General features: G+C 39.2%; 22 protein-coding genes and 1 riboswitch. Of the genes, 6 read left to right on the forward strand and 16 right to left on the reverse strand.

Annotated elements, in window-relative coordinates; genetic code table 11:
- Positions 1-30: 30 nt before the first annotated feature.
- From AB7942_RS12370 to AB7942_RS12385, 4 genes are all read right to left on the reverse strand, one after another.
- A complete protein-coding gene (locus AB7942_RS12370; RefSeq protein ID WP_369447075.1) occupies positions 31-198 on the reverse strand; it encodes a DUF6903 family protein in 168 nt (55 codons plus the stop codon).
- A 15-nt stretch (positions 199-213) separates the two neighbouring features.
- On the reverse strand, positions 214-1,095 hold the full coding sequence (locus tag AB7942_RS12375; protein WP_483310867.1) for a carbohydrate ABC transporter permease: 882 nt from the start codon (positions 1,093-1,095) through the stop codon (positions 214-216).
- A gap of 17 nt (positions 1,096-1,112) precedes the next feature.
- Positions 1,113-2,003: a carbohydrate ABC transporter permease gene (locus tag AB7942_RS12380; RefSeq protein ID WP_369447077.1), complete on the reverse strand. Its 891-nt coding sequence runs from the start codon at positions 2,001-2,003 to the stop codon at positions 1,113-1,115.
- A 66-nt stretch (positions 2,004-2,069) separates the two neighbouring features.
- A complete protein-coding gene (locus AB7942_RS12385) occupies positions 2,070-3,407 on the reverse strand; it encodes a carbohydrate ABC transporter substrate-binding protein (protein ID WP_369447078.1) in 1,338 nt (445 codons plus the stop codon).
- Between the two features lie 168 nt (positions 3,408-3,575).
- On the opposite strand from AB7942_RS12385, the gene AB7942_RS12390 reads away from it, so the two are divergent.
- Entirely contained in the window at positions 3,576-4,448 is an 873-nt protein-coding gene (locus tag AB7942_RS12390) for an AraC family transcriptional regulator (protein ID WP_369447079.1), read from the forward strand.
- A gap of 141 nt (positions 4,449-4,589) precedes the next feature.
- On the opposite strand, the gene AB7942_RS12395 is transcribed toward AB7942_RS12390, so the two are convergent.
- The 6 genes from AB7942_RS12395 to AB7942_RS12420 form a co-directional block, all read right to left on the reverse strand.
- The gene (locus AB7942_RS12395; protein ID WP_369447080.1) at positions 4,590-5,783 is read right to left on the reverse strand and encodes an MDR family MFS transporter; all 1,194 of its coding nucleotides are present in this window, start codon (positions 5,781-5,783) and stop codon (positions 4,590-4,592) included.
- 515 nt (positions 5,784-6,298) lie between these two features.
- Positions 6,299-7,750, reverse strand: a complete 1,452-nt coding sequence (locus AB7942_RS12400) for an ammonia-forming cytochrome c nitrite reductase subunit c552 (protein WP_369447081.1) — start codon at positions 7,748-7,750, stop codon at positions 6,299-6,301.
- A 2-nt stretch (positions 7,751-7,752) separates the two neighbouring features.
- Entirely contained in the window at positions 7,753-8,265 is a 513-nt protein-coding gene (locus tag AB7942_RS12405; RefSeq protein ID WP_088089316.1) for a NapC/NirT family cytochrome c, read from the reverse strand.
- Positions 8,266-8,355: 90 nt separating this feature from the next.
- Complete coding sequence (locus tag AB7942_RS12410) at positions 8,356-9,168, reverse strand: hypothetical protein (protein ID WP_369447082.1); 813 nt, start codon at positions 9,166-9,168, stop codon at positions 8,356-8,358.
- Positions 9,169-9,538: 370 nt separating this feature from the next.
- Entirely contained in the window at positions 9,539-9,718 is a 180-nt protein-coding gene (locus AB7942_RS12415) for a glycogen biosynthesis protein GlgD (RefSeq protein ID WP_335711861.1), read from the reverse strand.
- Entirely contained in the window at positions 9,715-9,984 is a 270-nt protein-coding gene (locus AB7942_RS12420) for a YtzC family protein (RefSeq protein ID WP_088089319.1), read from the reverse strand. The genes AB7942_RS12415 and AB7942_RS12420 overlap by 4 nt, the downstream gene beginning before the upstream one ends.
- Before the next feature lie 319 nt (positions 9,985-10,303).
- Between AB7942_RS12420 and mnmL the strand changes: the two genes are divergently transcribed.
- Entirely contained in the window at positions 10,304-11,260 is a 957-nt protein-coding gene (gene mnmL / locus AB7942_RS12425; RefSeq protein ID WP_214719265.1) for a tRNA modification radical SAM protein MnmL/YtqA, read from the forward strand.
- A gap of 5 nt (positions 11,261-11,265) precedes the next feature.
- The gene (gene mnmM, locus AB7942_RS12430; RefSeq protein ID WP_369447083.1) at positions 11,266-11,838 is read left to right on the forward strand and encodes a tRNA 5-(aminomethyl)-2-thiouridylate-methyltransferase MnmM; all 573 of its coding nucleotides are present in this window, start codon (positions 11,266-11,268) and stop codon (positions 11,836-11,838) included.
- Positions 11,839-11,859: 21 nt separating this feature from the next.
- Here the strand turns inward: mnmM and AB7942_RS12435 are convergent, their stop codons facing one another.
- Positions 11,860-12,942 carry a tetraprenyl-beta-curcumene synthase family protein gene (locus AB7942_RS12435; protein ID WP_179195933.1) on the reverse strand — a complete coding sequence of 361 codons (1,083 nt, stop codon included), beginning with the start codon at positions 12,940-12,942 and terminating at the stop codon, positions 11,860-11,862.
- A 17-nt stretch (positions 12,943-12,959) separates the two neighbouring features.
- Positions 12,960-13,763 (reverse strand): alpha/beta hydrolase, encoded by an 804-nt coding sequence (locus tag AB7942_RS12440; RefSeq protein ID WP_088089323.1) that lies wholly within the window; start codon positions 13,761-13,763, stop codon positions 12,960-12,962.
- Positions 13,764-13,910: 147 nt separating this feature from the next.
- On the opposite strand from AB7942_RS12440, the gene AB7942_RS12445 reads away from it, so the two are divergent.
- Positions 13,911-14,423, forward strand: a complete 513-nt coding sequence (locus AB7942_RS12445) for a gamma carbonic anhydrase (RefSeq protein WP_335711866.1) — start codon at positions 13,911-13,913, stop codon at positions 14,421-14,423.
- 129 nt (positions 14,424-14,552) lie between these two features.
- Here the strand turns inward: AB7942_RS12445 and asnB are convergent, their stop codons facing one another.
- Complete coding sequence (gene asnB / locus AB7942_RS12450) at positions 14,553-16,457, reverse strand: asparagine synthase (glutamine-hydrolyzing) (protein ID WP_335711867.1); 1,905 nt, start codon at positions 16,455-16,457, stop codon at positions 14,553-14,555.
- 280 nt (positions 16,458-16,737) lie between these two features.
- The gene (gene metK / locus AB7942_RS12455; RefSeq protein ID WP_335711868.1) at positions 16,738-17,937 is read right to left on the reverse strand and encodes a methionine adenosyltransferase; all 1,200 of its coding nucleotides are present in this window, start codon (positions 17,935-17,937) and stop codon (positions 16,738-16,740) included.
- A gap of 200 nt (positions 17,938-18,137) precedes the next feature.
- A riboswitch (SAM riboswitch) is annotated at positions 18,138-18,277 on the reverse strand.
- A 251-nt stretch (positions 18,278-18,528) separates the two neighbouring features.
- Here metK and pckA point away from each other — a divergent pair.
- Complete coding sequence (gene pckA / locus AB7942_RS12460) at positions 18,529-20,115, forward strand: phosphoenolpyruvate carboxykinase (ATP) (RefSeq protein ID WP_369447084.1); 1,587 nt, start codon at positions 18,529-18,531, stop codon at positions 20,113-20,115.
- 44 nt (positions 20,116-20,159) lie between these two features.
- On the opposite strand, the gene AB7942_RS12465 is transcribed toward pckA, so the two are convergent.
- Together AB7942_RS12465 and AB7942_RS12470 are read right to left on the reverse strand one after the other, a co-directional pair.
- Entirely contained in the window at positions 20,160-20,402 is a 243-nt protein-coding gene (locus AB7942_RS12465; RefSeq protein WP_088089328.1) for a DUF2584 domain-containing protein, read from the reverse strand.
- Positions 20,403-20,439: 37 nt separating this feature from the next.
- Complete coding sequence (locus tag AB7942_RS12470) at positions 20,440-21,234, reverse strand: alpha/beta hydrolase family protein (protein ID WP_369447085.1); 795 nt, start codon at positions 21,232-21,234, stop codon at positions 20,440-20,442.
- Between the two features lie 175 nt (positions 21,235-21,409).
- Here AB7942_RS12470 and AB7942_RS12475 point away from each other — a divergent pair, with 175 nt between their 5' ends.
- Positions 21,410-22,375: an ABC transporter substrate-binding protein gene (locus tag AB7942_RS12475; RefSeq protein ID WP_483310871.1), complete on the forward strand. Its 966-nt coding sequence runs from the start codon at positions 21,410-21,412 to the stop codon at positions 22,373-22,375.
- Positions 22,376-22,388: the final 13 nt, after the last annotated feature.

Here is a 22,388-nt window from a genome sequence, read left to right on the forward strand (position 1 = left end):
TCTTATAATCTATTGATATCGAGACTTTTTTTACACATATTTTCGATTGTAATCATAAAGCAGCCCTAAGAGACCGGCTAATCCGAGTAACATCAGGCCTAGTTCAAGTTTACCAACTGTCTTTTGGCCAATGATAATCAAAGTAAGACAAATGATAAAAACGACGAGTTTTAGGATAACTACAAAAGTGGTCTTCACTGGATAAATCCTCCTCTAGTCCTTCAAACCGCCAAGGGTCATCCCTTGTGTCAATTTCTTTTGAACAATAATATATAAAATCAAGGTAGGCAGCATGACGAGAACCATACCCGCATACATTTGACCGTAATTAGCAGCAGATTTTTGAGCTGCCATTAAGTTCATTAGCCCAACAGGCAAGGTCTTATTTGGACCTGGAATCAATGTCAGGGCAATAATGTATTCATTCCAAAATGCTAGGAAATTGAATAAGATGACAGCTATGATACTTGGTCGAGCCATTGGAATCATAATCGAAATCATTGTTTTGAAATATCCGGCCCCATCAACCAACGCCGCTTCCTCATACGTTGACGGAAGTGATTGGAAATAACTGGACAACAGGTAAATGGTAAAAGGCAAAGCGGTCGCAGCATAAACCACAGCTAAAATAAATAAATTGTCTAATAGGAATCCAGCCCCAAATTGTCCTCGTAATAGGGCATCCCCATCTAATAACATCAAGAAAATTGGAACGACAATATAGTTCACATTGATAAATAATCCAGCTTTAAACAAGCCATTCATAAATTGACTGCCTCTAAAGGTGTATCTGGCCAGCACATAGGCTGCCGGCAAGGCGACAATCAATAAAATAAGCAGAGCCATTGCAGTCACCATGACTGAATTCAACATATAGGTACCCATGTTGGCCTTCCCAAAAGCATCGATGAAGTTTTGAAAATAGAATCCTTTCGGCATGGTCCAAGGGCTTCCGTAAAATTCCGAGTTTTGCTTCACTGATGCTAAGAAAACCCATGCAACAGGGATAATGATTGAGATTGCTAATGTAATCAGAGCTACGTAGATAAAAAAGCGATACGCTGTTTCTGCACTCATTCCTTTTTGTGTTTTCACCGTGTTCATGGACCCCCTTAATACTCCAGCACTTCACGTTTGGTAACATGGCTGACAATCGCAGATATTGCGAATGAGAAAAGGAAAACTACCACCCCAATAGCCATACCGTAACCATAAGAAGAATTGGTGTAAGCCTGTTTATACATATAGCTTAAAAATACCTCCGTCGACCCATCAGGTCCACCGCCGGTCATTGCTTGGACAAGTAGAAAACTTAAATTAATTGTACTGATAATGAAAAAGGTTAGCGTGGTCCGAATGTTATTCCAAATCAACGGCAAGGTAATACTGAAAAATTGTCTGATTCTTCCTGCACCTTCCAAAGCAGATGCTTCATAAAAGCTTTCCGGGATACTTGCCATACTCGACATATACATGACCATATAGTAGCCAATCGCCTGCCAGACGAGTGCTCCGCCGATGCTATAAATGGCAATTTTTTGATTACCAAGCCACAATTTTTGCAGGTTCTCAAGGTTAAATAAAGCAAGGAGATTATTCAACAAACCTGTGGTTGGATCATACACCGCAGAAAATATTCCAGCGATGACCACAACGGATAAGATATTAGGAATATAAAAAATAATCCTGAAGAAACTATTGCCTTTCATCTTTTCTCTCGTTAACAAAGTGGCAAACAAGATTGCAAGCACCATGGTGATAAGTGTAACGATAGCAATCAATACAATACTGTTTTGGAGAGATCGAAAGAAGTTCATATCATTCCATAAAATTTTGAAGTTATCGAGCCCGACAAATACCTTATTATTAGAGAATCCACCCCACTTATACAAGGACATCCTGAATACCTCAATCGTAGGTACAATCAGGAAAACGGTTAATAAGATCAAAGCAGGTACCGTACAAACAAAGATAAAAATCCTTTTTTCTGTTGTCTTATTCATTGCAATCACCTCAATTAATAAATATAACGGTGATGAAGGAAAACTCACCGTTATACTAGTGAACTATTATTTTAATGCTGACCGTAATTGGTCACTCACTTTTTCAACGGATTCTTGCCAATCTTTTACTTTTTTATCACCAGAAACAATACTGTCTATCGTTCTGAATAATGTATCTGCCATGCTGACGCCCTCAACGGCTTCCGTTGCAGCAAATCCACCCATACCTGCTTTTGCTCCAGAATCATAGATACTATAGAAAAGTTTATTGTCACCGGTCAGCTTTTCGGAAATCCCTTCGATTGGTTGAATCGCATTAGCTTCCGCAAAAATCGCCGCTGCCTCATCGGAATAAACATACGTTAAGAAATCCTTGGCTGCATCTTTATTTTTAGCTTGAGCCGGTACCCACATTTGTTCGAAGAAGGTAAAGGCGTATCGATCACCGCCATTATCAATAGCCGGCAACGCTGTCATTCCCCATTCAAAGCCATCCGCTCTTGGGGCATCCTTCATTTCCCCAACAACCCACGTACCATTTGGCATAAACAGTGCTTTGTTATCGAGAATCAATTGTTGATTTTTCGTATAGTCTTTATCATTGGCATTAGCAACAGTCGTTTTCTCAGTGTACTTCGCTAATTTACCGACAATTTCGAATGCCTTCGTTGCTTCAGGAGAATTCCAAATGCCATCTTCATATTTCATCGCTCTATTGTAAAAATCAGGCCCGCCTACTTCTAATAGTAATGAATAGAAGAATGCATCAAAGTAACCTGTCGTAGGATAGGTGAATAACGCGATTCCTTCTGCTTTGGCTTTATCGCCCAGCGCCCACATCTCATCCCAAGTCTTTGGTACTTCCCAGCCTTTTTCTTTTAACAAATTGGCATTATAGAACAGCCCAGTTGGACTATAGAACATTGGTGCCAAATACGTTTTTCCTTCATTATAAGGATTGGTTGCAAGCGTACTGGTAAAGCCTGGGATCAACTTATCCTTAACCTTGACTTCCTCACCATAAACGTTCCTATCAAGAACATCCGTAACATCTTCTAAGGCTTTGTCTTTAATTAATGTCTCTGTGAGTGCCAGTTTTCTCCCCGTTGCTAGTAAAACGACATCCGGATAGTTTCCGGCTTTCATATTCGGGCTAATGGCATCCTCAATATTTTTATCGACCGTCAATTCAACATCGACTTTTGGATTTGCATCTTCATAAGCGTCAATTACTTTGGTCCACATGTCTTTGCCATAAGCAGATTCAAGTGCCGCTACATGAAGGGTTTGTTTTTTTTCGGAGGTTTTACCACCTTTAGAATTATCAACCTTACTGCTTTGGCAGGCTATTAAACTAACAGATAACAATGCTGACATTCCTGTTAACAAAACTTTCTTTTTCATTTCGCTCGTCCTCCCTTTTCCTCTTTATAGGTAAAGTATACGAATCCAAAAGCGCTTTCACAATAAACATCTTGTTCTGTTTTTTAGATATCTTGCTTTCCGTTGTAATAATTCACTAAAATACTTATAATTTAGGTAATTGTTTGCTTCTATAAGGAGGGGAATCATTTGTCAAATGAAATCTATGAGGTTCCGCAATCGGAACGGGGCCATCTAACAGTAAAACTTCTCTATGTAACAAAAGCAAAATATGATAAAGATTGGCATAGCACCAATCATACACATCACTTTACAGAAATTTTGTATATTACTAAAGGCAAAGGGTCTTTCATTTTTTCCAAAGAAGAAATCCCAGTCAAAGAGCATGATTTAATTGTCATCAATCCGAATGCCGAGCACACGGAAAAGTCCGGTGCCGATCACCCCCTTGAATATATTGCACTTGGCATCCAAGGTCTCGCCTTTTCATCTCCAGATGATCCGGGATTACAGGTCACTTTTTATAATTACAAACAGGAGCAAAACGTCTATCTTTTTTACCTCCAGCAATTGATTGAGGAAGTGGAAAACCAAAAGGAAGATTATGAGTTGATCATACAAGACATATTAGAAATTTTACTTCTTAAAATGATGAGGAAAAAAGCATTTAACTTGGAGAAAACCTCTACTAAAAAGATTAGTAAAGATGTGGCTTTTATTAAAAATTACATTAAACAGCATTTTCGCGAAGAGATCAATCTAGATACTTTAGCAGAGGCCGGTCATATCAATAAATACTATCTTGCGCATTCCTTCAAGAAATCCGTCGGTGTTTCACCGATTGAATACTTAATTCAAACCCGGATCAGGGAAAGTAAAATTTTGTTAGAAACTACCAATTACCCAATTTCAGATATATCAACTATAACCGGCTTTTCATCCCAGTCATTCTTTGCCCAATCCTTTAAACGTGTGACGAATATATCTCCTTCGCAATACCGAAAAGCTGAGAAATACAAAAAAACAATACTAGAGAATCCAAAAGCATCAAAAGATAAATAGAATTTCAAATAAGTTGGAAAGATTGCTTATTAGATTCCTCAATTTATTCAGACAGCTTTACATATTTTTAAATAAATTAAAAAAACCACAGTATCAATAACTGTGGGAAAAATAAATGATATTTTTAATCATCAGGAAGTTCTACAAATCTAGAATACCTCTACTCACTTGCTTTTCGCCTTTCAAGCGACGGTCGTATAAAAGAGTAGTAATAATTGCAATTATGAATAAACCAATTAATACGATAAATAATGCGGACATACTGTATAGATCAACGAGCATTCCACCCAATAAAGGACCAATCATTCTGCCGCCGGTTGCTGTACTGTTAACGATTCCTTGGTAGAAGCCTTCACGGCCCTTTGGGGCTAAGTCGAAAGCAACTGTTGGCACTGCTGGCCAGATGAACATCTCACCGATTGTTAGGATGATCATCCCGACAAGAATTCCTAAGAACGCCGTGGCCTTCCCTGCGACTAAAAATGAAACAATAAAAATAACAATTCCAATAATCATCTGAAGCTTTAGGGAGGCGGTAAAATATTTCAACACACCATTTAATAGCGGTTGACCAACAACAATCAGGGCTCCGTTTATAGACCATAATAAACTATATTGCGTTAAAGAGATATGGATTTCCTGTGTATACGATGCAATCGTCGTTGGCCATTGTACATAGGCCACCCAGCACAGCAAATAACCTGTGCACAGTATTAATAAGGCATACAGATTTTTTCTGTTCGTAACGGTTGGAACATTTATATCGATCGTTCCTTGTTTTCCTGAATCCACTAAGATTCCCTTATAGCCAAATACTGCTATGAGTAAAAAGAGGACATACATGACTGTATTTGCAAGGAAGATTAGTTGAAAAGAATGAGCTGCAACAATCCCTCCAAGAGATGCACCCAAGGCTACTCCAAGGTTTTGGGCAACATAAATGGCGTTAAAGGCTTTACGCCCGCCTTCTTTCCAAACTGAACCTGCCATGGCATACATCGATGGAAAAATAATTCCTGTACCAAATCCAATAATGATTTGGAAAACAATATATGCTGGCCAGTCGTGCCAGAACGTTAAGCCAACAAGGGCTGCGAGCGTAATACTAATACCTAATATAATAGATTTGTAGCCGCCAATTTTATCGAATAGACTGCCGCCATAAAGGTTCCCGATCACACTAGCTGCGGAATTTAACATTAAAACAATTCCAGCTACGGATAAGGACTTCCCCAAATGGTCGTGAATATAGATTGTATTTAAAGGCCATAAAAATGAAGAGCCTGTTACATTAACGATCATTCCAATTATTAAGAGCCATAAGGCACGTGGCATAAAAAAACGCCCCTTCACTTTTCAATTTCCAAAGATTTATTCTATTCCTTTTTCAAGTGGGGTGCAATTCTTTTTCTTTTCCAGTATTGGCGGGCTATGATCTGGCGTATTAAAATAGGGAATTCTTGAAACTTTTAAATAATTCTGTGGATTCTAGAGGCGATTCCGCCGAACTGGGACGGGATTCCGCCAACTTTCGAAATTATTCCGCCAAACCCTTTTTAAGTTACCTTTTTTATGAATATTATCGACAAAGACTTTCTATGTTTTAGGATCAGCTCACTTCTTTGGGATTCCGCCGAATTGCGCTGGGATTCCGCCAACTTTCGAAATTATTCCGCCAAACTACGTTTCGATTCCGCCATCCATTCCATTTATTCCGCCAAACCCTATAATTCTCCCGCAACAATCCTAGTACCACATACACAATAAAAAACACTGTCTCAAAAAAGAAACAGTGTTTTTCTAAATATATCATCTGGACCCCAAACCCTCTAAGGAATGTACAGATAGGATTATTTTTTCGGTACTGCTGGTACAACCGGCGCTTGAGCAGGGAAATAGCTATTGACGGCTGCGTCCTTTTTCTTCTCATTAACTTTTTCGTCGAGAACCGCTTTTTTCACTTTTTCGATTTCCTTGTCGAGTTCTTCCATATTAACGCCTTTTTTCACAAGCTCTTCTGTGGCAAGACGGACTGCCTTGTTTGATTGGACTACTGATTCTCTCAGTGAATCCATCGATCCTTGTGGATTATGGAAGCCTGCGGAGTTTTCAGCTGCAATGATATCCCAGAACCATTGTCCCTTTCGAACAAATTCTTGAGCTTGCTTGATTTTTTCTTCGCTTACACCAGAGGTAATCATTTTATTTACATAATAGTGTGAGGTTGTTGAAATATCTTGTGCTTCGTGTAATGCACTTACATTAGCTTCTTGAATTTCAAGCACGCGATCTTTCAATTTATCTAAATCACGATCACCGTGACACTGTCCGCATGAAGTTTGCATCGTTTTAAGTGGAGAAGTCCACCAGTGTGACGTGATCTTTCTTTTTCCATCGACACGCTCATATGGCATATGGCAATCTGCACAAGAAACATTGGCCTTACCATGTGTTCCTGATGAATGGGTTTCATATTCTGGATGCTGCGACTTTAACATTGGAGTTCCAGAAATATTACTAATCCAGTCTTTTTCAAAACCTTTCTCTTTGGCAATCGTGCTGTAATACTCATACATTTCTTCTGGTTTAAATCCTTTGGTCCATGGGAACGTTACTTCACTATTATCCGCAGCAAAATAATATTCCACATGACACTGACCGCAAACATAGCTGCGCATATCATTTTTTGTAGGGTTTGAAACATCTACTCCCTTTGCTTCTAACGCTTTATAAAAGCTTGGACGAGTCACACGCAAATCCATTGTTTTTGGATCATGACAATCGGAGCAGCCGATTGGAGAGTGACCCATCTTTTCCCCTTTTGGCCAAATATCTTTATTAAAATTAGCGCCCCAGTAACTGTCGCCCATTTCTTCAATCATTTTTGGAACGGCCGTAGATTTACATGTATAACAAGAACCCACTGATTTATCTGTGATCCGTTTCACGTTACGAATATCTTCTAAAGCGTTTGTATGTCCCCGCTCTTCGTTATACTCGGTCGCAAACCCATATCCATTGAAGAGGATTGGTAACAAGGGCTCCTTGTCAGCATCATACTTACTCCGTTTTTCAGAACCACCATAAGTTGTATCTTCCATTTTTTCATTTTTCTTGTAACTGTTATATTGAAGCGGAAATAAGTCCTTAAACGCTTCATTACTTATTTCATCGGCTGAGAGGCCTGTTGTCTTTTTACCTGCAGCAGAAGCTGTTTTCTCACTGGAATCATTGCTGCATCCAGTAATAATCAGTACTAAAGCTAGCAGGAGAAGATATGCCCCATTTCGAAACCTTCCCATTTCTAAAATCCTCCCTTATTTTCTAATAACTCCCCTGAAACAGGTGGCTTATTATAACTGGCATCTTTAAAGCCTTTCCCGTGTGGTACTGTTTTGTGACAGGAAATACACTTTTCCTTTGCATCATGTGATACATTGTCTAGCGTACTCTTGTGGCAGGAAATACAGTTATCGTTCATGATATTTTCTGTTCGATCCGTTGCCTCAATCACATCTGGTATCTTCTTTGTTCCAAGTGTGTTGAAATAAATATGTGTCATCCCTGCACGGCCTTTAAAGAATAACTTACCCGCTTCACTTTTATGTGGAAGATGGCAGTCATTACACTGTAAATCCGAATGCGTAGAATCCATGAATGACTTATGAACAGATTTCATCGTATGACAGTTTTGACAAAAACCTGGTGAATCCAGGTAAGCCATTGTTTTTACCGTTGAAAAAGATAAAAACACACCAATTAGAAGTGCCAACACAATTAAAAACTTTTTGTCCATTTTCAGCAGTTTTTTAAACATTTACTTCACCTCCCATAGAAAATTCTTCTCTCTCTTTTTATATAGTTAAAGTACTTTTCTGTACCTTAATCCCAAATGGATTTTTCTTTTTCACAAATGCCTATTAATTTTTTTCCTCTTCCTTATCAATATTGTTAGTGCGCCTACTGAAAGGATGCTGACCCCACTAAAGGCTCCAATCGCAAGACTATTTGATTTTTTGTCCTTTATCTCTTTGGTTTGTGAATTCATAAGCTCAGAGGTTGGCTTGGATTCACTGCGTACATATGTAAGGGTAAAGTTTTTTTCTTCCCCTGCTTTAACATTTTGATAAAGGTAAGAGTATGTATTTTCCCCTCTACCATGATTCTGTTTTTCTGACGGAGCAGGTGAGAGCTTCACTTTTTCCGCCTTACTAGGCGGTGTAATGGTCACATTGACCAAGTCGATGTCAGCAAAACTTTTAAATTTGTACTGGAGAGATTTCCTATCTTTTTTTACATTTAAGCTATCTGAATAAAACTCAATAACAAATTTATATCGCTCTTTAGGTCCGATTTCTTCGCTTGTTGTCCAGGAAATGGTCTCTTTTTCATGGTCAATTATGTATTCGATTTCATATGCCCTGCTTAAATCACTTGAGTAATCTGCCACATAGCCAATCCGAAAGTCCTTCTCTTTCATTGGCAGCGGTATTTCAATTTTTCCTGTCTGCGGTTGGTCCGAATTATTTACCATCGATCCTTGATACCCGATTAATAGTGGTACATGATCCTTCTGTTTATCGTTTGGAGGATAAGTCAATTCCGGCATTACTTGAATCGATAATTCCTCCACATTTAAAATGCTTCTATTTTCAGCAAAGCTCTTAGCGGGAAATAGTATGGCAAGGATTATACTGATAATCATTATGTATTTATTCATTTAATTACTTCCTTTCCCTACAAGGTAAAAAAATGTGAATTCGTTCACATAAAATTCAAAAAAGTATGTTAGGCCGAACCATGCTTATTCCGTGTTATCTAACAAAAAGTGGTGATTTTGAGATGAATTTTGTTAATCCATACCTTATTTAAACCATGATATGAATGGTCAAACTGTGACGCACATCACAAATAAAACAACACTTGTTACCAAATTATGAACGAGGTTTTCCTTCTATTTTCAAGGTGCTTTTGTTGAAAAATTAGTATCTCAAGTGATTTTTAACACTTTTTAGTAATTTTCCGGAATATTTTTCGCGAAAAAAAAAGGAGCCCTCAATGAAAAAAAAATGAGGGTTCCTTCTGTGTTTTTAGGAGGACTGGTCCTTTTCTTGGTGAAATTTGGATTTCACCGGCTGCCCGCCTGTTTTTTCATAGTTTTTCTTTGCTTGTTTTACAAGATCGAAATCTTGTCCTAGTTCCAGATCTTGATTATTACTTCCATTCCGTGTTTTCTGTTCAGGGTTTTGTTGCTTGGAACGTTTTTTCAAAGGTTTTCCCCCTCTAGAATCATTGTGTTCTGAAGCTGCTGAAGCTGGAGTCTCATTCTATGGAGTTGGTCCCTTTGCTGCGAATTAGCACTTTGGGCCATTTTTGCAATGTCCAGATAAGTATCTTCAAGCTGTTGCAGTGCCTTTGTGTAATCATCATCATTATAATGCTCTTGAAGGCTGCTTTGTTTGTACTGTTCCTCGGCATAGCGAATTGCATCCTCAACCTGTTGCATTAAGTTGTCCATTGAGTCGCGAGTGGCCATCTTTAGAACCCCCTTCTGTAATAACTCATTCCCATTCATGTCTAGAAGCATAATGCTTCATTTCTTATTGTGTTCTTCATTCTTTTTCCTATAACACAAACAGTTGGATAAATTTTACCAACCATGTCCGTTAATAATTACATTTGGATAAGCTTGTCATATCATGATAAAATTGATGTTATGCTCTTTTACTTTTTGGCTTTGTAAAACTAGTTTGTTGATTTCCGCTTCAGGCACTCGCTTTCCGCTCCAATCAACTGTTAGCAAAATCAACAATGCTCTATAACAGAGACTACTTTTAATAAAGGAGGTTTTCTGATTGATTCAGACTAGACCTTTTCCATATGCTTCTGATGATAAACGTTACCATACATGGAATTACCACCTTCGTGGGCAATTTGGTCATAAAGTGTTTAAGGTTGCACTTGACGGGGGATTTGACTGCCCGAACCGTGACGGCACGGTGGCACACGGGGGCTGCACATTTTGTAGTGCGTCTGGATCAGGTGATTTTGCTGGTAATCGCGTGGAGACCTTGGAAACACAATTTAATGAAATAAAAGAAAAAATGCACACGAAATGGAAAGATGGCAAATATATGGCCTACTTTCAGGCATTTACAAATACCCATGCACCTGTAGATGTTCTCCGCGAAAAATACGAATCAGTACTAAATCAGGAAGGCGTAGTGGGTTTATCAATCGCCACTCGTCCTGATTGTCTGCCCGATGATGTGGTCGAGTATTTAGCGGAATTAAACCAACGCACCTATTTATGGGTTGAATTAGGGCTTCAAACAGTGCACGAACGGACAGCCTCACTTATCAATCGTGCCCATGACTTTCAGTGCTATAAAGACGGCGTTACTAAGCTTAGGAAACATGGCATTCGCATCTGTTCCCACATCATTAATGGCCTGCCGCTTGAATCATATGACATGATGATGGAAACAGCGCATGAAGTTGCCAAGTTAGATGTGCAAGGAATAAAGATTCATTTGCTTCATTTGTTAAAAGGAACGCCCATGGTCAAGCAATATGAAAAAGGAATGCTTGAGTTTCTATCCCAAGAAGACTATGTAAACTTAGTATGTGACCAATTAGAAATTTTACCACCAGAAATGATTGTTCACCGAATCACAGGAGACGGACCAATTGACTTAATGGTTGGACCCATGTGGAGTGTAAACAAGTGGGAAGTCTTAAATGCGATTGATGCTAAACTGAAAGAAAGGAACAGTTGGCAGGGTAAATTTTATCAGGGGAACTTGGTGTAGTAACAATGAACATAGATAAGATTCTTCCGTTTGCGAAAAGTTTACTCATTAAAGCTGTTAAACCTGGGGATGTCGTTATTGATGCGACAGTAGGAAATGGCTATGATACTGTTTTCTTAGCAGAGCTTGTTGGTGAATCAGGGCAAGTATTTGGATTTGATATTCAGAATGAAGCCATTGTTGCTAGCAAGGCACGTCTGAAACAGAAATGCCTGTCAGAGCGAGCTACAATATTTCATTCCGGACATGAATATCTCTTCAAATTGATTCCAACCAACTATCACGGTAAGATTTCAGGTGCGATTTTTAACTTAGGTTATCTTCCTGGCAGTGATAAAGCAATTGTAACCCGTCCTGAAACAACGATTGCTGCCATTCAACAACTATTGGAGATCATGGCACCTGAAGGAATCATCGTGCTTGTTATTTATCAAGGTCACAAAGGCGGTGTCGAGGAGCGGGATTCTTTGCTTGCCTATTGCCAGAAAATGGACCAGAAAACGGCACATGTGCTCCAATACCAATTTATTAATCAACAAAATCATCCAGCATTTATTATTGCGATTGAAAAAATATAACAAACCAGGCTCGCGCCTGGTTTATTTTGTGATTAACCTTGTGACAAATGCTGGTACTGATTTTTGCATAGAACGGTAGGCAAGACCATTGAAATAAAAGAAATAGCTAATCCAGCCGCCCGACTTGATAATGCCTTTTGCCAGTTTACGAACATTTTTCTGTTTGCGGACCTTGGCATCTGATAAATAAATTCCTAACAGACCGCGATTAATCAGGCGATGGAAGTTCTTATGCGGAAGGTATTCCGTGTGTCGGTCAGCTTCAACCACAAAATGCTTCAACCGCTGAAAAAGTTTTTCCTCACTTTGATAATAGGAACAAAAATTCAAGTCCCCTCCCGCGATGTCCTCCTCTTGATCAATAAAATAATCCAATAGAATATGTAGGCCCTGAATATATGGAAAGTACCCCTTCCTGATATTTTCTGCATCACTCAGCTGAAAATCATCACGAAGCGCATAGGATATGAGGCAAAAAATTCCTAAGGTAGAACCGGAACATGCCGAGAATTCATACCATTCCATTTCAGGCAGCTGGTATTTGTTGTTTTGAAACCATTTTTCAAGACGAGGAACCCTCTCCTCTTGAGTTACATGCTTGTGAATTTGTAAATCACAATAGTATTGGCAAAGCTCAAGCAAATAATCTTTGATTCCATCATAATTATTTACTTCCCTAAGGACAGAACGACAGGTTTCCGATAAATCATTCAAATAATTATCATCATCCTGATCCGCGCGGAGCCGGTAATAGTTTTTTTTGCCAGCCTGTAGAACAAATGCATCTGACATCGATTCATGGAGTGTTGCAAAATCCTCAGGATCAAGAGAGGTACTTCTGTCACAAAGATTATCTAGATAATCACTGATGGTTTGATAGGCAACGATAAATTTTATGGCTTTTTTATAGTCCTCTTTAGCAGTTAGTGCGAGGATGGCTCCACCTTCACAATGGAATGTTTTATGCTCAATGCTTGCAAGAGCTTGGGTTCTTAGCTCCGCATTCGGAATGTTTTCAGCACGGCTTTTCCAATAAGCCAATTCTTTGTGTACTGCTGGAAGTATTTTGCGATAGACCCTAGACATAAGGGTGATTGGCATCATTGAAACCGACAACCTTTCTAAACAATATAACCTATTGCTTTTAATTGACTTAAAACAAAATCCTTTGCATACTCAAATACCTCTTCCCGCTCTGGTTCATTAAAGATTTCATGGTAACATTTCGGCCATTCCTTAAATCTTTTTTCAGATAATGGAACATGATTGAACCATTCTTTTACGGTGCCTTTATTTACAATTTTGTCATCTCCACCTTGCATGACAAGCATGGGAATATCCTGTATTTTTTCAAGGTCTTGAAATGCCTCTTTTATCGCCCCTACCAGTTCCCGATACCATCTGATCGATACCTTTGTAATATAGAGAGTATCATTTGAATCGGCTTCCCTTACTTCTTCGTTTCTTGTCGCCATTTGAACCGTCAATCCGGAATTCATTCGAAGTGAAGGGAAAACCAAATTCAGACCATGCGATAGAATATCTAAAAATTTGGAAGGAGTATGAATTAACCCTAAACACGGGGAAGAAAGAATGACTCCAGCGACATTCAGTCTTTCTTCCTGTAAGAGACGGATTGAGATCAAGCCACCCATACTGTGACCAAGTAAAAAGACTGGTAAATCATAACGATAAGCAGCCTGTATCCAATCTTTCACCTCGAAAATATATTCATCGAAGGAATTAATATGGCCGCGGTTTGCTCTTGTTGTCATCCCTTGCCCCGGAAGATCTGCCATAATGATATGGAATCCAGCCGAACGCCACATTTCAATCAGCCAGCCATAACGGCGATGATGTTCCATAGCGCCATGGACGATCACGATTACAGCCTTCGCTTCTCCTTCTGCTTCCCACTTCCACATAGTTTTCCCCCCTGGAATTAGTTATTACCTATTGTTGGAAAAATTTCAAACTATCTTTAGTCCTTTTTTAATAAAAAAGACAAATTTTTTGTGAATTACTTCATACTTCCGATAAAATAGAATCATCATACAAAAGGAGCGAGAATAATGATTTATCCATTTAAAGGGAAGTACCCCCTCATAGCTGATACTGCTTATATTGCCGACTATGTGACGATTACCGGTGATGTTGAAATTGGCGATGAATCAAGTGTTTGGTTTAACACCGTTATCAGAGGGGACGTAGCCCCAACCATTATTGGTAAGAAAGTAAATATACAAGATAATTCTATCTTACACCAAAGCCCTAATAACCCGCTAATTTTAGAAGATGAAGTAACGATTGGCCATCAGGTTATTCTACACAGTTGTATCATTCGAAAAAAAGCGTTAATAGGAATGGGTTCCATCATTCTTGATAATGCTGAAATCGGCGAGGGTGCTTTTATTGGAGCCGGCAGTTTGGTTCCGCAAGGGAAAAAAATTCCCCCTAATACCTTAGCATTTGGCAGACCGGCAAAAGTTATTAGAGAATTAACACCAGAAGACATAAAAGATATGGTAAGAATCTCTAAAGAATATGCAGAAAAGGGACAATATTATAAGTCGATCCAATCATAATTCTTAAAAATAGGCTGTGTTAAAGGTCATTGTTGATTTTATTGCCAAGTTGATTGGAGCGGAAATCAACTTGGCAATTGTAACAGAGAAAAAGCAAAAGCACCCAAGAAATTTTGGGTGCTTTTACGATTAATTTTTCGATGCTTGCAGGGCCTTTTCTAGTGCATAATCACGTTGAAAGGAATAGACATCTTCAACATATACTTGATGCCATACCATGAACATCAGCACAGTCCAAATCTTCCTGCTGTTATCGGCTTTACCCTGGCAATGGTCTTCAAGCAATTGAAGCACATATGATTTATTGATCAAATGATCCGTGTTGCTTTCGCGGATGATCTTCTTCGCCCATTCGTTCATTTCATCCTTTAACCAATGACGGATTGGTACAGGGAACCCAAGTTTCTTCCGATCAAGTACATGGGCAGGTACAACACCTTCGGCTGCTTTACGTAAGATATACTTCGTCGTTCCATGCACTGTTTTCAGGCTAGTCGGAATTTTTGATGCCACTTCGAAGACCGCTTTATCAAGGAATGGCACACGAAGTTCTAAGGAATGAGCCATCGTCATTTTATCGGCCTTCAGCAAAATATCGCCGCGCATCCAGGTATGGATATCAATATACTGCATCCGGTCAACAGGATCATAACCACGAGATTCGGCGTAAAGCGGCTTCGTTATATCTGTATAGTCTAATCCTTCACGATAGACATTTAGTAGTTCGCGCTTTTCTTCTTCGGTAAACATTTTCGCATTACCAATGTAACGTTCTTCCATTGGCGTTACACCGCGTTCGATAAAGCTTTTTCCTCTCATTCCCTCAGGCATCATACCCGCGATCCCTTTTAAAAGCACTTTTCCTGCTTTCGGAATTTTATTAAACACCTCTAAGGATTGCGGCTCGTGATAAATATTGTAGCCGCCAAATAATTCATCCGCACCTTCACCTGAAAGAACAACGGTTACGTGTTTTCTCGCTTCACGGGCAACAAAATAAAGCGGGACACAAGCAGGGTCTGCCAGCGGATCATCCATATGCCACATGATTTTTGGAATTTCATTCATATATTCCTGCGGTGAAATCACATAGCTGATATTTTCGACACCAAGCTTCTCAGCTGTCTCTTTTGCGACATCAATTTCACTGAATCCATTATGCTCAAAACCTACCGAAAAGGTTTTAATCGCAGGATGATATTCTTTTGCAATCGATGCAATAATCGAAGAATCAATCCCGCCAGAAAGGAATGAGCCTACTGGAACATCACTGCGCATGTGCATTTTTACAGAATCGAACAGGACATCTTTAATTTCCTTGATAAAATCAGGTTCTGATTTGTGAACTGGTTTAAAGTGTGCTTTCCAATATCTTTTGATTTCCATTGGTGAGCCAATCTTTTTGGTAAAAAAATGACCTGGCTCTAATTTCTTAATACCATCTGACATGGTGGTTGGTTCAGGAACAAATTGGTAGGTCAAATAATGCTGCAAGGAATCATAATTAAGAACATCATTTTCGAGACCCAAGAGAATACTCTTTTTCTCAGAGGCAAAAAATGTTCTTTCACCATCTTCAAAATAAAAAAACGGTTTAATCCCGAACGGATCACGTGCGCCATAAAGAGTTTGTTCTTGTTTATCCCATATGACAAAGGAGAACATTCCGCGTAGTTTTTCGACGGCTTTTTCCTTCAAATGGCTGTAGAGTGCAATAATAACCTCGGTATCGGAGCTTGTTGAAAAGGTTAATCCTTCACTCAATAGTTCCTCGCGCAGTTCAACATAGTTATAAACTTCACCATTAAAGATAATCCAGTACCGTTCATTTTCATACGTAAGCGGTTGATGACCACTCTCAATATCAATGATACTTAAACGGCGGAAACCAAATTGGATATGATCATCATAATAAAAACCATCATCATCCGGCCCGCGATGAGTTATAATATCGTTCATATTTTTAAATTGTTGTTTTTGCTCATCACTATAGTTTTGTGTTTTGTCGTGTACACAACCGATAAAACCACACATTATGTACTTCACCTCATTCTAAATATCCTTTAAAAGGACGTATTGCTCCAAATCCCAAACGCCTTGCGCTGGAGCTAGACAGAAAAACATACTCTCTAATACTACCACTTTTTATATAAAAATTGCACTGTGAACAATAGGCAAATTTAATATCATCATTTTTCACTTCTTTTGACCTGCTTAAACATTACATTTTATTCACTAATTGAATTACTATACAGGTAAATAGACGGAGAAATAAAAACGGGGGCTACATGTAGAATGTAACCCCCATAACGTTTTATAGATTTGCTTGTTGGCGTAATGTTTCTACTTTATCTGTGCGCTCCCAAGGAAGATCCACATCAGTACGGCCAAAGTGACCGTAAGCTGCTGTTTGTTGGTAAATTGGACGACGAAGATCCAACATGTTAATGATACCTGCAGGGCGAAGGTCAAAGTTTTCACTTACAAGGTCAACTAACACCTCTTCGCTTACTTTACCTGTACCAAACGTATCAACAGCAATCGAAACAGGTCTTGCTACACCAATAGCGTAAGCAAGTTGAACTTCTACCTTATCAGCAAGGCCAGCAGCCACGATGTTTTTAGCAACATAACGTGCTGCGTAGGCAGCTGATCGGTCCACTTTTGTAGGATCCTTACCAGAGAAGGCACCACCGCCATGGCGAGCATATCCACCATACGTATCTACGATGATTTTCCGGCCTGTTAAGCCAGCATCCCCTTGTGGTCCGCCAATAACGAAACGGCCGGTTGGATTAATAAAGTATTTTGTCTTTTCATCGATTAATTCTTTTGGAACTACCGGATTAATAACATATTCCTTCAAGTTACGTTGAATTTGCTCTAACTCAACTTCAGGATTGTGTTGAGTGGAAATAACAATCGTATCAATGCGTACTGGTTTATCGTTCTCATCATATTCAACCGTTACTTGTGTTTTTCCGTCTGGACGTAAGTAATCAAGAACCTTATCTTTACGTACTTCTGTTAAACGGCGAGCAAGTTTGTGCGCTAGTGAAATGGGAAGAGGCATAAGCTCTTTAGTTTCATTACAAGCAAAACCAAACATTAAACCTTGGTCCCCTGCACCAATTGCTTCGATTTGTTCATCGGACATTTGACCTTCACGCGCTTCCAAAGCTTGGTCAACACCCATCGCGATATCTGGAGACTGTTCATCAATAGATGTTAAAACAGCACAGGTTTCTGAGTCAAAACCGAATTTCGCGCGATTGTAGCCGATGTTTTTAATCGTTTCACGAACAATTTTTGGAATATCCACGTAGGTAGATGTGGTGATTTCTCCTGCTACTAGCACTAGTCCTGTTGTTACTGAAGTTTCAGCCGCAACACGGGCATTAGCATCCCTTGCTAAAATAGCATCTAAAATGGAATCAGAAATTTGGTCACAGATCTTATCAGGATGACCCTCAGTAACTGATTCAGAAGTGAACAAACGACGTTTTGTTGACATCTGAATTCCTCCTATAATATGAGATAATCGAGGTTTTAGGAAGGTTACAGGAATACTTCCTTAAACATCGAGAATTTGATACGGTACTCATTCCCTTAGTATGTAATAAACAAAGGATTTTTATTAGAGACTCTTTTCATAAAGGACTTATACAAAACAAAAAACCTTACCAGAGAGGAAAGGTTGTTCCGGGCCTTTCGCTCTTATCGTTCAAGGTCAAAGCCTTGCGTCAGATTAGCACCTTCGCATCCTGAAAAGGACCTTTTAAGTGGTCAATCTTTTCATACTGCAGGTTGCTGGGTTTCATTGGGCCTGTCCCTCCACCAGCTCAGGATAAGAGAGTATCCGTTCAAATTAGAATAATATCACACTGCCCAACAATGTCAATGAATTTTTTAAGAAATGTCTTTCACAACAAAATGGGAATAATACGAAGTAAGTTAGTCTCTATTTATAAATATTTTTTATATCTTCAATTAAAGTTTTATAATATATAAATTTAGTTAAATAGGATACATCAATTCGGCTAATGTGTTATACTTTTTATATTATTAACAACATAAAAACTAAAATAAAGGAAGGTCTCATTAAATGAATTCTGTTGATACTCCTAATGAATTAAATCAATTGTTAAATGAAAGTCATGTTCATGTGCAATTATCTGTTCCTCAATTAGTTGAGAAAGTCTTAACCCGACATGAAGGAGCACTAACTTCTACGGGAGCTATTAGTGTCGTTACTGGAAAATATACTGGCCGGTCTCCACAGGATAAATTCATTGTTTTAGAAGATTCAACTAAAGACAAAATTGAATGGGGCACGACCAATCAACCAATTTCAGAACCGGTTTTTACAAAGCTTTATCAAAAGGTCATTAATTATTTACAACAGAAAAATGAGATCTTTGTTTTTAAAGGATTTGCGGGTGCTGATAAAAAATCACGTTTATCCATCCAAGTGGTAAATGAATTAGCTTGGCAAAATTTATTTGTACACCAGTTATTTATTCGCCCGTCTGATGATGAACTTCTTGCCCATGATGCTGGATTTACCGTTATTTCTGCACCTAATTTCAAGGCAGATCCGGCTATCGATGGCACCAACTCGGAAGCTTTTATTATGATTTCTTTTGAAAAAAGAATTGTTTTAATAGGTGGTACAGAATACGCAGGTGAAATGAAAAAGTCGATTTTTTCTGTAATGAATTATTTACTGCCTGAAAACAATATTTTTTCCATGCATTGTTCTGCAAATGTTGGGATTGAAGGCGATGTTGCTTTATTCTTTGGCTTGTCTGGAACTGGCAAAACAACCTTATCAGCCGATTCCAATCGTCGATTAATTGGGGATGATGAGCACGGTTGGTCCTCCAATGGTGTCTTTAATATCGAGGGGGGCTGCTACGCAAAATGTATCAATCTTTCTCGTGAAAAGGAGCCGCAAATTTTTGATGCCATCCGCTTTGGAACTGTCCTAGAAAACGTAACATTGAACCAGGAATCAAGAATCCCTGATTATGAAGATGGAACGTTGACCGAAAATACACGTGCCGCTTATCCGATTGACGCAATTGATAATATTGTTCAACCAAGTATCGCTGGCCACCCAAATACGATTGTCTTTTTAACCGCTGATGCATTCGGAGTATTGCCTCCAATTTCAAAATTAACAAAGGAACAAGCAATGTATCACTTTTTAAGTGGCTACACCTCAAAACTAGCCGGAACAGAGCGTGGAATAACTTCACCACAAGCTACCTTCTCCACTTGCTTTGGTGCTCCATTCCTGCCGCTGCCTGCGACTCGTTACGCAGAAATGCTCGGTGAAAAAATACTTGAGCACAATGCCAATGTTTTTCTAGTCAATACTGGCTGGACCGGCGGCGAATATGGGGTCGGTAATCGAATGAAACTTTCCTACACGCGCGCTATGGTTGAAGCCGCTCTTGAGGGAGAATTAAACCATGTAGAGACTGTCAAGGACGAGATCTTTGGATTAAATATCCCGCTCCATATTGCAGGTGTACCAGACGAAGTCCTGCAGCCGATTAAAACTTGGTCCGATTCGCAAGTATATGAAAAGAAAGCAATAGAATTAGCTGCAAAGTTCCGCGAAAACTTTAAAAAATTCACTAATGTTTCACGTGATATTGAAGAAAAAGGCGGTCCAATAGCATAATGTAAGAAAGCCCATATCGATTCGATATGGGCTTTCTTACATAATCAGTTAGTCGAATTTAATGAAATTAATTGATAGGTTATGGTCGTGCTGTTCTTTTGCAATTCAACTTTTTTTATCAATGCGGTACCACTTGAATCACTATCGATTGTTTTTCTTACATCAATCGGAATCTCAATTGGATAAAGTCTGTACCCTTCTTTTTCTAGCAAAAAGACGTTTTCTTCCACTCGTTTCTCTCTACCTTTAGTTACTATCATCGTATTTAACTCAAGAGGCATACCCATAAACATCCGCTCCTCTACTTGTAATACCTATATATTATCATCTTTTGCGATGACTTTTCATCCACTTCGTTAAATCATTCACGACTTTTCTATTTACTGCTGGTGGGAAGTAATGTGTAAATTCGTTAAAATACCATGCATCGACTGGTTTTTCTACTAACCTCAGCCTTCTTTCAAGACGATACGCATGCTCCACCGAAACATTTCCGTCTTTAACACCATGGATAATCAGGACAGGGGCTGTCATCTTTTCTATTTGATAAAGAGGGGTCCTGTCTTGATACCGTTCCGGAAATTTCTGAGGGGTTCCTCCAATGACTCTCTTCATCATTCTCCGTAAATCTTTACGTTCCAAATAGGTGAGGGACATATCACTGACCCCGCCCCAGCTGACAACAGACGCGGTCTCAGGGAACTCAATTCCTGTCAAAAGCGCCATTACTCCACCCCGCGAGAACCCAAATATATGTATATCACGTACTCTGGGCATAGATTTTAACAGCAAAAAGGCGGAAAAGGCGTCTTCCCTGTCGTCCCCGGCAAAATCCTCATTGCCTTCCCCACCTTGATTTCCACGATAATAAGGCGCAAAAACAACAAAGCCCTCCGCTGCGAACTGGGCAATCCTTGCTGGTCGAACTTTACCAACATTTTTAATGCCGCCGCGTAAATAAAGGAATCCATCATACTCACCTTCCCCAATCGGTTCCGCAAGCATTCCTTTCACTCGTAATCCATTGGAAAGGTAAGTGATTACTTTTAATTCAATATTGGGATTTGGAGAAGGAAAGCGCGTGATATCAACAATCTTTCCATCATTGTATTGGCTCATCAGCAAAACTTCCCTTTTTTTATAAAATTTATTCTCTCTAGGCATTCACACATTTTTCTCCTCCTCATACGATATCTTAGGCAATTAGCCCAGATTTTTTATGATAACTAAGGAGGCTCGCTTCATGAAAAAATCGTTAAAATTCAGTTTCTCCTTTCTGCTCATCACTATACTTATGTTTTCACTTGTCGCTTGTAATAGCTCCACAAAAAATGAAACAAAGAAACTTGAGAAAGTTCGAATCGCTGAAGTTACCCGTTCGATTTTCTATGCCCCGCAGTATGTTGCCCTAGCCAAAGGATTTTTCAAAGCTGAAGGTTTAGACGTCACACTAACAACAACACCCGGCGGAGACAAAACCATGACTACTCTGATTTCTGGGGGGGCCGACGTTGCCCTAGTTGGTTCAGAAACATCGATTTACGTTTATGCCCAAGGAGCAAACGACCCCGTCATCAATTTTGCACAATTAACCCAGACTGATGGTACTTTCCTCGTTGCTAGAGAAAAGATTGATAATTTTTCATGGGATCTCCTAAAAGGAAAAACCTTCTTAGGCCAACGTAAAGGCGGCATGCCACAGATGGTTGGTGAATTTGTTTTAAAGAAGCATGGAATTGATCCACAAAAGGATTTGAACTTAATCCAGAATATTGATTTCGCCAATATCGCCAATGCATTTGCTTCTGGAACGGGCGAATTTGTGCAATTATTTGAGCCAACGGCAAGTATTTTTGAAAAAGAAGGAAAAGGTCATATTGTTGCTTCCTTCGGTAAAGAATCTGGCCACGTACCCTATACTACGTTTATGTCCAAGGAAAGCTATATGAAAGAAAATAAAGGAACGATTGAAAAGTTCACACGAGCAATTTACAAAGCTCAACAATGGGTAGAGTCGCACAGTGCTGAGGAAATTGCCAAAGCGGTGGAACCGTTTTTTCCAGATACAGATTTAGAAATTATGACCACAGTTGTTGAACGCTATAAAAGTCAAGGCTCCTTTGCAACAGATCCTATCCTTGACCAAGAGGAGTGGAACAATCTACAAAACATCATGAACGAAGCAGGAGTACTGCCAAAAGAAGTAGATCATCAAACACTTGTAAATACAGAGATTGCTGACAAGATAATAAAAGAATAAAGGAAAGGGAGGC

The sequence above is a fragment of the Neobacillus sp. BF23-41 genome (assembly GCF_041106275.1).